Origin of the sequence: Methanobrevibacter sp., from assembly GCF_017432245.1 — an archaeon.
Classification (GTDB): domain Archaea; phylum Methanobacteriota; class Methanobacteria; order Methanobacteriales; family Methanobacteriaceae; genus Methanobrevibacter.
The window spans coordinates 19,195-34,969 of sequence record NZ_JAFRJO010000018.1; the positions used below are offsets into that span (position 1 = coordinate 19,195).

At 31.9% G+C, this 15,775-nt stretch carries 15 protein-coding genes; 13 read left to right on the plus strand and 2 right to left on the minus strand.

Annotated elements, in window-relative coordinates:
• Positions 1–117 precede the first annotated feature (117 nt).
• A complete protein-coding gene (locus tag IJI80_RS01720) occupies positions 118–1,296 on the minus strand; it encodes a homocitrate synthase family protein (protein ID WP_292787019.1) in 1,179 nt (392 codons plus the stop codon).
• Between the two features lie 168 nt (positions 1,297–1,464).
• Positions 1,465–2,010: a class IV adenylate cyclase gene (cyaB, locus tag IJI80_RS01725; protein WP_292787022.1), complete on the minus strand. Its 546-nt coding sequence runs from the start codon at positions 2,008–2,010 to the stop codon at positions 1,465–1,467.
• Positions 2,011–2,360: 350 nt separating this feature from the next.
• Between cyaB and IJI80_RS01730 the strand changes: the two genes are divergently transcribed.
• The 13 genes from IJI80_RS01730 to rpl39e all read left to right on the plus strand — a co-directional run.
• Entirely contained in the window at positions 2,361–2,906 is a 546-nt protein-coding gene (locus tag IJI80_RS01730; protein ID WP_292787024.1) for a TATA-box-binding protein, read from the plus strand.
• 12 nt (positions 2,907–2,918) lie between these two features.
• Positions 2,919–4,799 carry a phosphoserine phosphatase SerB gene (gene serB / locus IJI80_RS01735; protein WP_292787026.1) on the plus strand — a complete coding sequence of 627 codons (1,881 nt, stop codon included), beginning with the start codon at positions 2,919–2,921 and terminating at the stop codon, positions 4,797–4,799.
• Positions 4,800–5,155: 356 nt separating this feature from the next.
• Complete coding sequence (locus IJI80_RS01740; protein WP_292787028.1) at positions 5,156–5,350, plus strand: hypothetical protein; 195 nt, start codon at positions 5,156–5,158, stop codon at positions 5,348–5,350.
• A 320-nt stretch (positions 5,351–5,670) separates the two neighbouring features.
• Positions 5,671–7,854, plus strand: a complete 2,184-nt coding sequence (gene topA, locus IJI80_RS01745) for a DNA topoisomerase I (RefSeq protein WP_292787031.1) — start codon at positions 5,671–5,673, stop codon at positions 7,852–7,854.
• A 461-nt stretch (positions 7,855–8,315) separates the two neighbouring features.
• Positions 8,316–11,024, plus strand: a complete 2,709-nt coding sequence (locus IJI80_RS01750; RefSeq protein ID WP_292787034.1) for an STT3 domain-containing protein — start codon at positions 8,316–8,318, stop codon at positions 11,022–11,024.
• Positions 11,025–11,372: 348 nt separating this feature from the next.
• Positions 11,373–12,467: a GTP-binding protein gene (locus tag IJI80_RS01755; protein ID WP_292787036.1), complete on the plus strand. Its 1,095-nt coding sequence runs from the start codon at positions 11,373–11,375 to the stop codon at positions 12,465–12,467.
• Between the two features lie 13 nt (positions 12,468–12,480).
• A complete protein-coding gene (locus IJI80_RS01760; RefSeq protein ID WP_292787039.1) occupies positions 12,481–13,107 on the plus strand; it encodes an adenylate kinase family protein in 627 nt (208 codons plus the stop codon).
• Between the two features lie 269 nt (positions 13,108–13,376).
• Positions 13,377–13,748, plus strand: a complete 372-nt coding sequence (locus IJI80_RS01765) for a ribonuclease P protein component 4 (protein WP_292778666.1) — start codon at positions 13,377–13,379, stop codon at positions 13,746–13,748.
• Positions 13,741–13,977: a YhbY family RNA-binding protein gene (locus tag IJI80_RS01770; protein ID WP_067148918.1), complete on the plus strand. Its 237-nt coding sequence runs from the start codon at positions 13,741–13,743 to the stop codon at positions 13,975–13,977. Before IJI80_RS01765 ends, IJI80_RS01770 begins: the two co-directional genes overlap by 8 nt.
• Positions 13,978–14,058: 81 nt before the next feature.
• Entirely contained in the window at positions 14,059–14,499 is a 441-nt protein-coding gene (locus tag IJI80_RS01775) for a 30S ribosomal protein S19e (RefSeq protein ID WP_292778664.1), read from the plus strand.
• Positions 14,500–14,591: 92 nt separating this feature from the next.
• A complete protein-coding gene (locus IJI80_RS01780) occupies positions 14,592–14,954 on the plus strand; it encodes a DNA-binding protein (protein ID WP_292787044.1) in 363 nt (120 codons plus the stop codon).
• Between the two features lie 20 nt (positions 14,955–14,974).
• Positions 14,975–15,559 (plus strand): hypothetical protein, encoded by a 585-nt coding sequence (locus IJI80_RS01785; protein WP_292787046.1) that lies wholly within the window; start codon positions 14,975–14,977, stop codon positions 15,557–15,559.
• A gap of 91 nt (positions 15,560–15,650) precedes the next feature.
• A partial coding sequence (gene rpl39e, locus IJI80_RS01790; protein ID WP_292787049.1) for a 50S ribosomal protein L39e occupies positions 15,651–15,775 on the plus strand: 125 nt, incomplete at its 3' end.

Here is a 15,775-nt window from a genome sequence, read left to right on the forward strand (position 1 = left end):
AGAATAGGTTTAAAAATAGGTTCAAAAATAGGCTTAAAAAATAGGCTTAAAAAGTAGGATTAGTTAAAAATAGATTTTATAAAAATAATTAAAAAATAAAAAAAGAATGTTGATTATTTATAAATCAACATAATTTGAATCAATGCTTCTTACAATGTCTTTAAATACATCGTCGTCAATGTATTTTCCTTCTTCTCTGCTTTCCTTTACCTTTTTCACGATTTGGCAAAGCTGGTCATTGGTTACTTTAAATCCACATTCATCAAGTTTTGCCTTAACGGCTCTGCAACCTGAATGCTTTCCTAAAACCAATTGTCTTCTCTGACCAACAAGTTCAGGTAAATATGGTTCATAAGTAAGAGGCTCTTCAATAACTGCATCCACATGAATTCCAGATTCATGTCTAAATACATTCTTACCTACAATTGGCTTATTGTATGGGATTTCCAATCCTGTTTTCTTGGATACCAATTCAGACAATTCTTGAATGTATTTGGTTTTAAAGCCTAAGTCCTTACCGTACAATAATTTTAAAGACATGATCAACTCTTCAAGGGAAGCGTTTCCTGCTCTTTCTCCAATACCGTTAACAGTTGTTGAAACAGCACTTCCTCCTGCGAGCAATCCATAAATTGAGTTTATTACAGCCAATCCAAAGTCATTATGACAGTGCATAGCTATTTGAACATCAGTTACTTTTTTAAGCTCCTTGATTAGGAATGTAATTCCTTGTGGGGTGATTGCCCCAACAGTATCTGCAATGTGCACTCTGTCTGCACCGTAGCTTTCTGCTTTTGAGTAAACTCTTTTCAAGAAGTCCAAGTCTGTTCTTGTCGCATCCTCTGCTGAAAATGCTACAAACAATCCATGGTCTTTTGCATATTCAATTGATTTCATGCAGATATTCAATGCTTCCTGTCTTTTGATATGCATTTTATGTTCCAAATGAATATCAGAAGTTCCCATGAATGTAATTATCCCATCAACATCACAGTCAAGAGCTCTGTCAATGTCTCCTTTTTTGGTTCTTGCCAAACAGATGATTTCTGCATCCAATCCTTCGTTAGCTATTGCCTTGACTGCAGCTGATTCCCTTTCTGAGACGATTGGGAATCCCGCTTCAATTTGATGGATTCTTAATTGATCAAGCTTTCTAGCTATTTCCAATTTGTCATCCAGTGAGAAACATACTCCAGGGGTCTGTTCCCCATCTCTTAAAGTTGTATCATAAATAGTAATATCTTTTGGGAATTTGTATTCCTCTTCCTTGTTGAAAGGACTTGTATTATATTGCATTTTTTTATCAACTCTTTATGTCTTTTGTATTTTTTAGTGTTTAGTTAGTTTATTTTTTGTTTTTAATTTATTCTAAATTATTTTTAAATTTCTTTAGTTTAAATTTAATATAATAAGTTTTGTATTTTTGTTTTATAAACTTTTTTATAATTTTTCAGTGATTGAAATCTAATTGTCCAGTTCCTCTAATAATTCCAAATAGGAGGTTCGCTCAAATCCATCTGTGATTCCTAATTTTTCAAAGAGTTCAAATATGCTTTCCTGGGCTTTTGAATAGTCTGAATTGTCCTCTAAGCTTATTTCTATTTCCATGTATGGTTCAAGACCGTGTACATTATCCAAACTGATTTCATAGTTTTCATAGTTGTAGTATTCACGATCCTTTACAACAGTTCTCACTTCCTTAAACCCTAAATTCTCAAATATTTTTGTTGCTTTGTCAGCATCTTCGATTTCCATTTCAACCTCTTCTCGGGTCTTGCTTTTTGTATCGATTTTAGGGCCTTTGTAGGTAATGAACAAGTTGTGCTTTTCATCAGATTTTGTTTCCCTGATTCTCAATGCCTCATCGGTTTGTGCAAAGTCACGCACTGGACTGTTGAAATACCTATCCTCCTGATGTTCGGTTTTGACCTTTACGGCATCTATTTCATCAAGCTTTTTCCTCATTTCATCAAAGCTTCTTATTTTTGCTTTCACTTCTACTTCAATCATAAAAATTATCTCACTATCATTAATATTTTCTAAGCAATTTTCTAAACTGCTTTTAAACATTTTTTAATTTTTAATTCAATTTTTATATTTGTTTCAAATACCCTTATAAATAATCCTATTCAGTCTTGATTAATACTTTATACATAAAAAAGTATTACCATTTATATGCTTTATAAACATTAACTTTATATACTATATAAATGATATATTTTATTAGTAAAAATTTTAATCAAAAAATTATTAATTTTAACTGATTTTATTGTCAATTTTCTTTATTTGTCAAAACTAAAATTATATTAATTTTTTAAAATATTTACTTACTTTTTTTAAATAATTTTGGAGGTAATAAATTGATCGATGTTGATATAAAAATAGAAAACATTGTTGCTTCTGCAAGCATTGGTAAAGATATTGTACTTACTGATGTAGCTGAGGCGTTAGAAGGTGTCGATTTTAACAGAGAACAGTTCCCAGGATTAGTATTTAAACTTCAAGATCCTAAAACTGCTGCTTTAATTTTTAGTTCTGGTAAACTTGTATGTACTGGTGCTAAATCAATCGATGATTCAAAATTAGCTATTAAAAAAACTGTCGACCTTATGAGAACTATTGATACTGAAATTCCTCATGAGTTTGATATTAAAATTCAAAACATTGTTGCTTCTGCAAATTTACAATCCACTTTAAATTTAGAAGCAGTTGCTTTGGAATTGGAAAACACCGAATATGAACCAGAACAATTCCCTGGTTTAGTATACCGTTTATCTGATCCTAAAGTTGTATTATTATTATTCGGTTCCGGAAAAGTTGTTTGTACTGGAGCTAAAACCAAAAAAGATGCTAGGTTAGGCGTAGAAAATGCAAAAGCTAGACTTAGCGAATTGGACTTAATATAATTGGTGATATTATTGATTAAACTTGTAGTATTTGACTTAGATAATGTTATTATTGATGGTGAGGGCATAGACGAGATTGGAAAATTAATTAATATTGAAGATCAAATTGCAGCAATCACTGAGCAGGCTATGCAAGGTGATATCGACTTCGAAACATCCATTAAGAAAAGAGTAGGACTTCTCAAAGGAGTTGCTACTGACGATATTAAAACATTAGCTAATGAAATGCCTCTAATGAAAGGAGCTCGCGAAACCGTTTCCACCTTAAAGGAAAATGGTTTTGAAGTAGCTATTATTAGCGGTAGTTTTGATATAATCGCCGATACTATTAAGGGAAAACTTGATGTGGATAACATATTCACAAATTCATTAGTTGAAGAAGACGGGATCTTAACTGGTGAAGTCACTGGACCATTAGTATCTGGTTCAAAATTAGATGTTCTATCCAAGCTCATCGAAGAAAAAGGTTATACCTTAGATGAATGTGTTGCTGTTGGAGATGGAGCAAATGATATTTCCATGATTGAATCTGCTAAATACGGAATTGCTTTTAATGCAAAACCTGCTTTAAAGGAAAAAGCAGACATTATTGTGGAAACCCGTGATTTAACTGACGTTTTAAATGTCATCATTAATTTAAACTCTGAAAACACTGAAGGAGATGCTGACGTGGATAAAGAAGTTGCTGTAGAAACTGAAGTAGTTGAAACTACTGACGTAGTTGTTGAAAACCAAGAAGAAGAACAAGTTGCAGATGCAACTGAAGAAGTTGTTGAAGAAATCGAAGAAACAGAAGAAGTTGTTGAAGAAGCTGAGGAAGAAGTAGCTGAAGAAGAAACTGCTGAGGAAGAAGCTGAAGAAGTGGAAGAGGAAGCAGTGGAAGAGGAAGTTGCTGAAGCTGAGGAAGAAGCTGCTGTAGAAACTGAAGTTGTTGAAGAAGCTGAGGAAGAAGCTCCTGCAGAGACTGAGGAAGAAGTAGCTGAAGAAAAACCTGTTAAAGAAGCAAAACCTAAAAAATCTAAAAAGAAAAACGCTCTTCCAGAACCTGATTTTGATTTAGCGGACACTATTGAAGGTGTAAGAGCTCAAAAAGATGAAAGAGAAGAACGTATTGCTAAAGTTGCAGATGAGAGAGAATCTTTTAACAGAGAAGCTAAAGAACAACGTAAAATACGTGATGAATTAAATTCTGAATTAAAAGAAAACTTAGCTAAAGCTATTGAGTTCAGAGATCAACGTAATGAAATCAACAAACAAGTTGAAGAAAACAAGAAAGCACGTAATAAAGTCAATGACGAAATTAAAAGTCTTGAATGGTCTTCTGGTAAGAAAGATAAAATCAGGATTGAAACTGAAATCAAAAAGATTGATAAAATTATCGAAACCAGAGTTTTAGACATCAAAAAAGAAAATCAACTTGTTAAAAATGCAAATGATTTAAGAAAAGAACTTGCAGAAATCAAAGAAGACGATAAAGTCAAAGAAGAAGCTGCTGAACTCAAGAAAAAATCTGAAGAATACCACGCTAAAGTAGTTGAACTTTCAGAACAAGCACAAGAAGCTCACGAACAAATGCTTTCTTACTTCAGAAAAACTGATGAAATCAGAACTGCTGCTGATGAAGCACACAAATTATTCATCCAAGCTAGAAAAAATGCTTCTGCAAAACATGAAGAATTTAAAATGATTTTAAGTGAAATTCATGTAATCAATAAAAAGTTAGGAAGCAGCAAAAACAGAAAACGCAGATCTGAAAAATCTAGTGGTTCTTCTAACAATAAGAAAAATCGTGAAGAAAAAGAAAGAGCAGAAAGTATCTTTGATAAATTCAAAAACGGTAAAAAATTATCTACCGAAGAGCTTTTACTCTTGCAAAAATACGATATTAATTAATTAAATTATTTTTAATTAATTTTTATTTTTTCTTAAATTTCTTTTTAATTTCTTTTATTTAGTTTATTTTATATTTTTTTAATTTCTTTTTAATTTCTTTTATTTAGTTTATTTTATATTTTTTTAATTTCTTTTTAATTTCTTTTATTTAGTTTATTTTATATTTTTTTAATTTCTTTTTTATCTATTTAATTTTATTTTACTTTATTTTATTCTAAATTTATTTTTATTCTATTTTTTACTTTAAGCGCCGATTTTTTAATAGATATAATAGTTGAGTAAATTTAAATAATAGTTAAATCTAATTTTATTATAATTGTGATGGAAATTTTAATAATATCAATAGTGGGATTATGATGGCAGATAATAATATTGAAAATAAAGATAATGATAAAAATGGAGAAAAAATAGAAGTTTGTTATACCTGTGGAAAGGAATTTGACATGAACAGCGATGAAGGCGCTCATTATCACTATGGAAAATATCCAATGTGCGGATATTGCAGCAATTTCTATGGTTTTTATAAAGAGGATTTGATGGATAAAAAATAATTTTCAATCATTTTTTTATTATTTTGCAATTTAATAAAATATAATAATTATTTTTTAATATTTAATGTCTATTCTAATTTTATTCCTCATTTTAATACTATAATAGTCTTGAAATATGAATTGTTCAAAAACGAAAATATTAAATATAATGGTTATGTATAAAGTATTTATGATTTTGAATAATTTGTAAATTGAAATTTTCAATTTATATCCTAGATTTTATAAAAGCTGTTTTTTTATAGAATTCTATTTTTTTATAATTTTTATTAATTATTCATATTAAAATTTTAAATTATAATTTTTATTTATTATGTGATAACATGCATGAAGTGATTATTTCAGAAAAACCGAAATCAGCTGAGAAGATAGCAAAGGCCCTCTCTTCAAAAGCCCAAAAGAAGAAGTATGGTAGGAAGATAAGCTATTGGGAATTTGAGGAAGATGGCAAAAGGACCACTGTTTTGTCTGCAGTTGGTCACTTGTACTCTTTAACATCTGCTACTTCAAGAGATAGATTAGGTTTTGATTTAAAGTGGGTTCCAGCATATGAAGTTGAAAAGAATAGCGGATATGTAAGGGATTATGTTTACGCTATTAAAAAACTATCTAAAGATGCAGATAAATTTGTTCATGCTTGCGATTACGACGTAGAAGGAACATTGATTGGTTACAATGCACTGAAATATGCTTGTGGAAACAATGCTGAAGCGAAAGCATCCCGTATGAAATTTTCCACATTGACTAAAAAGGACATTGTAGATGCCTATGACCATATGATTGACATTGACTTACACCAAGTGGATAGTGGTATTGCAAGGCATATGCTAGACTATTACTTTGGTATGAATATCTCATCCGCTTTAATGAAAGCGGTTAGATCATCCTCTTCAAGTCGCATAAGTTTGTCTGCAGGACGTGTGCAAACTCCTACATTATCAATTTTAGTAGATAGGGAAAAGGAGATACAATCATTCATCCCAGAACCTTATTGGCAAATTAAGGCCAAGTCTGATTTTGACATTATAGCGAATCATGTTGAAGATAAGATCTTTGATGAAGAAAGGGCTAAAAGAATATTTGATGAATGCCAAGGTGCGGATGCAACTGTAACTGATGTAAATGTTAAGGAAACCATTAGGAAACCTCCTATTCCATTCAATTTAGGTGGATTGCAATCTGAAGCACACACTGTATTCGGATTTTCCCCTAAAAGGACTCAAGTTGCAGCTCAGAACTTATATGTTGGAGGATACACTTCCTATCCACGTACCTCCTCCCAAAAACTTCCTGAATCATTAGGTTTTAAAGAGATTTTTGCAGGGCTTCTTAAAGATGAAGAGTTTAAAAAGCATATTGCTGATTTGCCTGCAAAACTAAAGCCAAATGAGGGTAAAAAAGATGATGCAGCACACCCAGCTATTCACCCAACTGGTGTATTGCCATCTAACTTATCTCCAGATGAGGAAAAGATCTATCGCTTAATCGTTTATAGGTTCATAAGTGTCTTCAGTGAAGATTCCAGATTGGAAACCATGAAAGTTGACTTGAATGTTAATAATGAGGAATTTGTCTTTTCAAGAAAAAGGGTTTCTCATGAAGGATGGCTAAAGCATTATCCATTCAAGAAACAGGAAGCTGATGAGTTCCCTCCACTTAAAAAAGGAGATTTCCTAAAGATTCATGAAATCATTTCAGAGGAAAAGGAAACCAAGCCGCCTGCAAGATACAATGAAGCATCTCTCATTAAGGAATTGGAGAAAAGAGAGCTTGGTACAAAGGCTACACGTGCAGACATCATTGCCAAATTATATGATAGAAAATATATTGATGGCAAGAAGATTGAAGTCAAGCCATTAGGAGTTCATATAATTGACACCTTAAAGCAATACTGTAAGAACTTAACCAGCGAAGAGCTAACCCGTGAATTTGAAAGGGAGTTGAATTGCTTATCTGCTGATAAGATTACAAAAGAGGAAATTCTTACTAATGGTGAAAAGGAAGTCAGATCAATTCTTAAGGATATTAATGACAATCAAAAGGAAATTGGCTCAAAGCTTTATGAATCCTATCAGGAATCCAATGTCGTAGGAGAATGTTCTTGTGGCGGTAAACTGCTTAAAAAGTATTCAAAAAGGAATAAGCAAACCTTCATTGGATGTTCCAATTTCCCTCAATGCAGAAATACTTACTCCTTGCCTAAAGGTGCAAATATATTAAAATCCACTTGCCCTACTTGTGGGTTGCCTATGATTTCAATTAAGAGAAAAGGCCAAAAGGGAAGGGAACATGTTTGCCTTGATCCAAATTGTGGTAAGGAAGTTAGCAAGAGGCGTGCTCCTGAAGTTGTTGGCAAATGTCCGGAATGTGGCAGAGACTTATTGAAACGTTCTGGAAGATTTGGTGAATTTGTTGGATGCAGTGGCTTCCCACAATGTAGATTTAGCTGCCAATTAAAGGATTTGGATAAATTATTACAAGAAAAATCTGCAGAATTAAGTAAATAATCGACTGATTGTTTATAAAAATTCACAATTTTCTTTATTCAATTTTTTTATTTTTTATTTTTTTTACTCTATTTATTTATTCTATTTTTTTATTCTATTTTTTTATTCTATTTTTCAATTTTTTCTAATAATCTCTTTTTCATGGCCCTGTTTATTTCCTCTTTATATAGAATATTAGAAAATTATATATGTATATAAAATGTATATTTAATTATTATTAAATTTAAATTGATTTTTATTAACATCGTTTTAATAATTGTCTTATCAAATATTAAGTTTGATAATTTTATCAAAAATAATTATTTCAATATATTTTAAAATATATTTAATAATGTTTTACAAGTCGTATGATGTTGTTTTATGGAAATGAGATAATTTAAGCGCTTTTATATTTCATGAAATGATTGAGTATGGACTATAAATATTCGAATATTAATTTGTAAAATGTACGAGGATTTTTTATGGAAAATCAAAAAGTTAAAACAATATTAAAATCTGTGGTTATCATTGCGATATTGTTTGTTTTAGTTTTTGCTCTTAGGGCTCAATCAGCAGATATCAATGGAGTTCCTAATGAGTATAAAGCAAATTATATGGATGCTGATGGTCTTCCTTATTTCAGTGAAATGGACTCATACTTTAACCTAAGGATGACACAGGATTATATGGATCATGGATATTTTGGTGATACTTTAGTGAATGGTTCCGGTTGGGATATGCATTCATACTATCCGTCAGGAAGGGAGGTTGGTTCGTATCAGCCTATGATTGCTTATGTGACTTCTTTCTTGCATGGAATAATTAATATGTTCCATGATATGTCTATTAAGGAGGTTGCATTTTGGACTGGTGCATTTATATCATCATTTGCTGTAATTCCTGTTTACATATTCACAAGAAGAATCACTAATGATTATGGTGCAGTTGCAGCCGCATTGCTTGTAGTTTTAGGTCCTAACTATATTTCACATACCTTTGCAGGATTTTTCGATACAGATATGTTTAACGTAACCTTGCCTTTATTCTTCATACTCTTCTTTGTTGAAGCAGTAAGAAGTGATAAATTAGCTTATAGAATAATATTTTCAATATTGTCTGTTATATCTATTGGCCTATTTTCACTTTCATGGTCTGGTTATATGTTCTACCCTGCAGTAATGGTATTAGTGATGATAGTGTTCTTTGTATTATGTTTCTATCTGGATATTGATATTATCGAACCATTCAAAAATTACAGTAATAAATTGAGTTGGTTTATTAACCAAAAAGAATTGTTCTCAGTAGTATTTATTTTAGTATTATCTGGTTTTGCTTTATTGGCTACTGTTGGGCTTGATGCTCTTTTAGGTGCTGTAGCTAGTATTGTTGGAGGTTTCTCTCTCCAATCTGGATTAACAACTGAATGGCCTAATGTATTTATTTCTGTTGCAGAGATGCAAATCCCTAATCTTTTGTATGGTGGACTTCCAGGGGCATTTTTAGCAAACACTAATGGTGTCATTAACGGTATCGGTGGAATAGTTGCTTTCTTCGGTGTTTTATTAGTATTGTTCACCTTTGTTCAAAGAATACTTAGACTTAGATCTGTTAAAGTTAAAGGGGATTCCTCTAAACCACATAAATCTAAACGTAAAGCTACTTCTATTAGAAAAGAACAAGACAGATTCAGAATTTCTCTTGTTGACATTGGGTCTTTCGGTTCAACTGATGAAATCAATAAAAGCAAACGTTTGAATGTGCTTTACTTAAGCTTATTCCTTGTGTGGATTCTTTCATCTGCAGCAGCAGTAACCCAAGGTACAAGGTTTATACAGATATTGGTTGTTCCTATGGGTATCTGTGCAGGAATCTTTGTAGGTTATGCGGTTGACTATGTTAAAGCTAACATTGATGATGATAGAATCTTATTCGTCATAGCTTTAGTATGTTCATTCTTGATTGCATTCCCGATTACTCAGATTTATTATGGTCTCGATAATGCTTTATTGATAGGTTCAATTGTATTCGTTGCTCTCGTGGTTCTTTCTGGAGTATTGATTTATCTTAGGAAATCTATTAAAGATTCAGATGTATCAATCAAGAAAGCACTGGTTGTTGTACTGATAACTTTAGCTTTAGTTTCTCCAACTGTTTGTGGAGCTTATCAGACTACTGCAGCCACTGTTCCAGGTTCAAGTGACCCTATGTGGAATGCTATGGACTATGTTAAGGAAAGCACTCCTGAGGATACAGTAGTTATTTCCTGGTGGGACTTCGGTTACCTATTCCAGATTGCATCTGACCATCCGACTTCTTTCGATGGGGGTTCTCAGACAGGGGATCGCGCATACTGGGTAGGTAAAGCATTAACTACATCTGATTTGGCCCAAGCAAAAGGCATATTGCAGATGTTGGGAACTACAGGTAGTAATGCTTCTGATTTATTATACAATTACACAGGTAGTAATGCCACCGCAGTTGATGCATTGGACAAAACATTAGGAATGAGTAGGGAAGACGCTAAGTCAACCTTAATCAAAGATTATAAGTTAACTGAAAGCCAAGCAAGTGCTGTTGTAAAACAATCACATCCATCCAATCCGAATAATGTTGCATTTGTTTTAAGTTCAGACATGATTCAAAAAGCTGGATGGTGGTCTTACTTCGGTTCATGGAACTTTGATACTTTGGACAGTACAAACTATCAATATTACATGGCTGGAAATTATGTAACAATCAAACCTAACTCCCAAGGAGTCGTTACAGTATTGAATGACAGTGGTGTTTCATACAATGCTGTAATTAAAAGAGGATCTAATGGAACTAATCAAACTACTGCTCAGATGACTGCTGTTTGGGCAAACAACGGATCTCAAGTTGAATTGAATGGTACTGAATACAATCCTCTTAAGGCAAGTAATATTATTGCTATTGAAGACGGTTATTTAACTGTAAATAAAACCTTGAACAATGGCGGCAATTTTACAATGTACCTTATAGGTTCTGGTGATGAATATACCACTATATTGATGGATAATGAACTTAAAGACTCTGTCTTTACCCGATTATTCCTATTAGGCGGTGCAGGTCAAGATACCTTTAAGCTAAGTGACATGCAAGAGGGAGTTTCCGTTTGGACCATCAATGAGGGATCTTCAAGTTCTGATACCTCAGATACAACAGAAGCATAGCAGTTTTTTATGCATAAAATTAAATTCAGTTATAGCTTGTAAGATAAGCTTTGTCCATTAAGCTTTTCTTATGAGGTTTATAACTTTTTCTTTTTTTATTGTTTTTATTTTTTTCTATCTGGCATTGCTTTTTTAATTGAGTTTTTGAACATGTTCTTTTTTTAGTTCAATCTGCTATTTTTAGATATTCATGACCTATTTTTACCGCATATTTTATATGTTAAAAATACAAAATTTATATTATAATAAAATATTTGCATTTTTCAATGTTTAATTGCGATAAACATTGATTCATTAAATTATTTCAAATTAATAGTATTTCGTAATAAATTATTTATTGGGGAGTTTATGTCTATAGAAGAAAAAATTAAAGCTATTGAAGAGGAAATTCAAAAGACACCTTATAATAAAGCTACTTCTCACCACATAGGTAAATTAAAGGCTAAAATTTCTAAACTTAAAGAGGAACAGATTAAAAGAAGTAGTGGGGGATCCAAAGGTGAAGGATTCCACATTAAGAAAAGTGGTGATGCTACAGCAGTTTTAGTAGGTTTCCCATCTGTAGGTAAATCTACATTGCTTAATGAATTAACCAATGCTGAAAGTAAGGTTGGCGCTTATCAATTCACTACTTTAGAAATCATTCCTGGTGTTATGGAATATAATAATGCTCAAATTCAAATTTTTGACATTCCTGGAATCATTACCGGTGCTGCTGGAGGTAAAGGTAGAGGTAAAGAGATTTTATCTGTAGCAAGAACTGCAGACTTGATTATAGTGGTATTGGATACACTCAATCCTCAGCATTTGAATGTTATCTTAAAAGAGCTTGATAATGTAGGTGTAAGACCAAATCAAACCAAGCCTGATGTTAAAATTAAAAAGACACGCAAAGGCGGAGTCAATGTTTCTACAACCGTTCCTTTAACCTATTTGGATGAAAAAACCATCAGATCAATTATCAATGAGTATGGAATTCATAATGCTGATGTATTGTTTAGGGATGATGTTACCATTGACCAGTTCATTGATGTCATTGAAGACAACAAATCCTATGTTCCTATGATGATTCTATTGAATAAGGTGGATTTAGTCGACCTTGATTATTTAAAGGAACTTCAAAAGGAAATTCCTGATTTCATACCTATTTCTGCAGATAAGAAACTCAATATTGATGCACTTAAAGAGGAAATATTTGACCGTGTAGATTTAATTAGAGTTTATTTAAAGCCACAAGGTAGAAAAGCAGATATGGAAGATCCATTGGTTATCAGAAGAGGGTCTACAGTTATTGATGCATGTGAAAAGTTACATAGAGAGTTTGTTAAAAACTTTAGGCATGCTAAGATTTGGGGAACTTCAGTTAAATTCCCAGGTCAAAAGGTAGGTCCAGACCATGTCTTGGAAGATGAGGATGTTTTGCGTATAATCCTTAAAAAATAGGTATAGTGTTAATATGTCTATTTCAAATGAGTCTACTTCAAATAAGTCCATTTCAAATAAGTCTATTTTAGAGGATTTATCCAAAGATACAGTTATTTTCATTTCAGGCACTCCATGCACTGGAAAAACAACTGTTGCAAATGACTTGAATGGGTATTTATCAGATAATGGATTTGATTCAAAACTTATTAAAATAAACGATTTTGCATTTGAAAATGATTTGGTTATAGGTGAAGATCCTGATAAATTCTATAAAGTCATTGACATTGATGGATTGAATGAATGCTTGAACGATGAAATCGATAAAAGCAGCAATCGTGTTTTAATAGTGGAAGGTCATTTGTCTCATCTTTGTGAAGGTGCAGATAAGATGATTGTTCTTCGCTTAAATCCATCCATTCTTAAAAATAGGCTTGAAGAAAGGAATTATTCAGAGTCCAAAATTCAAGAAAACCTTGAGGCTGAGGCATTGGCAGTCTGTTCAGCGGAAGCTTATGAAATTTATGGGGATAAAACCAATGAGATAGATGCAAGCGACAAGTCTGTTGAAGAGATTCGCGATTTCATAATATCTATTGCAGCGGATAAAATGGAATGTCCTGTCGGGTCAATTGACTTTATGAAATGGCTTTTGGAATAAAAATAAATCTCTAAAAAATCATTAATATTCCATCTCATATTTACTTTTTTTATTTATTTCTATAATATTATATATAATATAGAAAACCTTTTTATATAATAAAAAACATATCTTATCTTAATATTCCTCTTGTACTATTATATTATAGGAATATTTATTTAATTACTTTATTTTTACATTGCTTATAATGTGATTTCTCATCAAAATCTACTTTTATTTAGGCAATAAGTTATTTTAAAGAGATTATACTATGTATGAGAGGAGTATCTATGGCTAGAGGAAAAAAACCTGATTGGATGATTGAAATAGCTCAAGAAAGAATGGATATTCTTTTTAATCGTGCAGAAAAGGAATATAAAGAGCATCCTGAAAGATCTCATCGTTATGTTGAGCTTGCTCGAAAGATTTCAAAGAAGTACAATACAAAAATTCCTCAAGCGTGGGGACGAAGATACTGTAAAAATTGTTACAAGTTTTTAGTTCCCGGTCACAACTGCGCTGTCCGGCTAATTAATAATGAAATTAATATTTATTGTGGCGAGTGTGGCCATATCATGAAAATTCCTTACATCAGGGAAAAAAAGTTAAAAAGGAGAGCTAAAATTGACTCTTACACTTTCAAAAAAAGAGATTATGAATGAAGCTCGTTCCGCTATGACAATAAATATTGGAAAAGCTGGTGTTAATGACAATGTTATTGAAGAGATTAAACGTCAGTTAAAATCCAATCCTATTATTAAATTACGATTTGCTAAGAATGTAGCAAGAAATAAAGATGATTTAATAAGCAACATTGTTGAAGGCACTAAATCCCAACTTATTGACGTTAGAGGAAATGTTGCTGTTATTTATAAAAAACAATCTAATTAGATTATTCACTTAGAGTTACAGACACCAGTCTTAGGTGAGTAAGAAAATTGGATTAGAAACATATTAATTGGAGAAAATTATATGACAACTGTATTTGATGTTCCTGCAGAGTTATTAATTAATACTGTTGCAGATGAATTTAGAGATAATAATGATAAAATTGTTGCCCCTGAATGGACAAAACTTGTTAAAACTGGTGTTCACAAAGAAAGAAAACCAGAAAACATCGACTGGTGGTATGTAAGATGCGCTTCTATCTTAAGAAGAGTTTATATTGATGGACCAGTTGGAGTAAGAAGTTTAAGAACCTTCTACGGTGGTAAAAAAGACAGAGGAGTTAACCCTGAAAAATTCAGAAAAGGTAGTGGCTCTATTGTAAGAGTAGCTTTACATCAATTAGAAGATGCAGGTTACGTAGAAAAAGTCGATGCTGGAAGAATTATTACTCCAGAAGGTAGATCTTTCTTAGATAATACTTCTGCTGAATTAATTAAAGATATTCCAGAACTTTCAAAATATTAGGTAGAATTAATTAGAATTAATCATGGAATATTTTTGATGATTATTTAATGATTGATTCAATGAAAAATATTTAAATTAATGGGGTTTTTATTATGAGTGAACTTGATGAAATACGCAAAAGACGTATGGCTGAATTACAACAACAAGCAGCTATGAATGCTGACCCACAGCAATTGGCTCAGCAACAATTGGCTCAACAGCAAGCTGCTCAACAACAAGCAGAAATGGAAGCTCAGTTAAAGCAAGCTATGAAACAGATTTTGACTCCTGAGGCTCGTGGAAGATTAGATAATCTCAGATTAACTAAACCGGAACTCGTTCAAAATATTGAAATCCAATTGCTTCAATCAGCTCAAGCAGGTTCTCTTAGAGGAAAAGTAACTGATGAACAACTTAAAGTTTTACTTAAAAATCTCATGGGTCAAAAAAGAGAAATTCACATTACAAGAAGATAATTGACTAGTGATTTGGTAAAATGAAAGCTTGTGTTCTTTATAGTGGTGGCAAAGACAGTTCATTGATGGGAATTATCCTTGACCAATTAGGTTTTGATGTTGAACTCGTTACTGCTAACTTTGGAGTTTATGATTCATTTCATCCAGCTCAAAAATCTGCAGAGTCCATTGGCTTAAAGCATAAGGTTTTAGATTTGGACATTTCCATTCTGGAAAAAGCTGTTGATATGATTATGGAAGATGGATTTCCTAATGATGGAATAAAGTATCTTCATGAAGCTGTTGTTGAGGAAGTTGCAAATCATTACGAACTTGTTGCTGATGGCACAAGAAGGGATGATAAAACTCCTAAACTCAACAGAAATCAGATTAGAAGCTTAGAGGATAGAAAAGATATTCAATATATGAATCTTGATAGTTTTGGTTACAAGACCATCAAATATCTTGTGGATAATCTTTTTGAATTGAAGCATGAAAAGAGCAATAAGGATACAAGTTCAGATTATGAGGTTGAAATTCGTTGTTTAATTGATAAGAAAGGAGGAAACTCTTCTGAAATTTTCCCAGAACATTACCAAACTAATGTTATTGGGCTAAAAAAATGAATTAAACAGGATTTAAGTTGTAATCAATGATTATTAAAATTAATTAAATTATTTTTCAAAATATCAAATTTATTATATTCGCGGTGAAAAAATGAGTAGAAATAAACCATTAGCTAAAAAATTAAGAATGGCTAAAGCTAATAAACAAAACAGAAGAATCCCTATTTGGGCTTATTCTAAAACTCAACGTAAATTAAGATACAGACCTAAACCTAG

Bases quoted from the DNA above. Each gene is read 5' to 3' on its own strand.
- IJI80_RS01760 (WP_292787039.1), top strand. From the start codon at position 12,481: ATGTCTATTTCAAATGAGTCTACTTCAAATAAGTCCATTTCAAATAAG.
- cyaB (WP_292787022.1), bottom strand. From the start codon at position 2,010: ATGATTGAAGTAGAAGTGAAAGCAAAAATAAGAAGCTTTGATGAAATG.
- IJI80_RS01785 (WP_292787046.1), top strand. From the start codon at position 14,975: ATGAAAGCTTGTGTTCTTTATAGTGGTGGCAAAGACAGTTCATTGATG.
- IJI80_RS01750 (WP_292787034.1), top strand. From the start codon at position 8,316: ATGGAAAATCAAAAAGTTAAAACAATATTAAAATCTGTGGTTATCATT.
- IJI80_RS01775 (WP_292778664.1), top strand. From the start codon at position 14,059: ATGACAACTGTATTTGATGTTCCTGCAGAGTTATTAATTAATACTGTT.
- IJI80_RS01720 (WP_292787019.1), bottom strand. From the start codon at position 1,296: ATGCAATATAATACAAGTCCTTTCAACAAGGAAGAGGAATACAAATTC.
- IJI80_RS01755 (WP_292787036.1), top strand. From the start codon at position 11,373: ATGTCTATAGAAGAAAAAATTAAAGCTATTGAAGAGGAAATTCAAAAG.
- topA (WP_292787031.1), top strand. From the start codon at position 5,671: ATGCATGAAGTGATTATTTCAGAAAAACCGAAATCAGCTGAGAAGATA.
- IJI80_RS01740 (WP_292787028.1), top strand. From the start codon at position 5,156: ATGGCAGATAATAATATTGAAAATAAAGATAATGATAAAAATGGAGAA.
- IJI80_RS01780 (WP_292787044.1), top strand. From the start codon at position 14,592: ATGAGTGAACTTGATGAAATACGCAAAAGACGTATGGCTGAATTACAA.
- IJI80_RS01765 (WP_292778666.1), top strand. From the start codon at position 13,377: ATGGCTAGAGGAAAAAAACCTGATTGGATGATTGAAATAGCTCAAGAA.
- IJI80_RS01770 (WP_067148918.1), top strand. From the start codon at position 13,741: ATGAATGAAGCTCGTTCCGCTATGACAATAAATATTGGAAAAGCTGGT.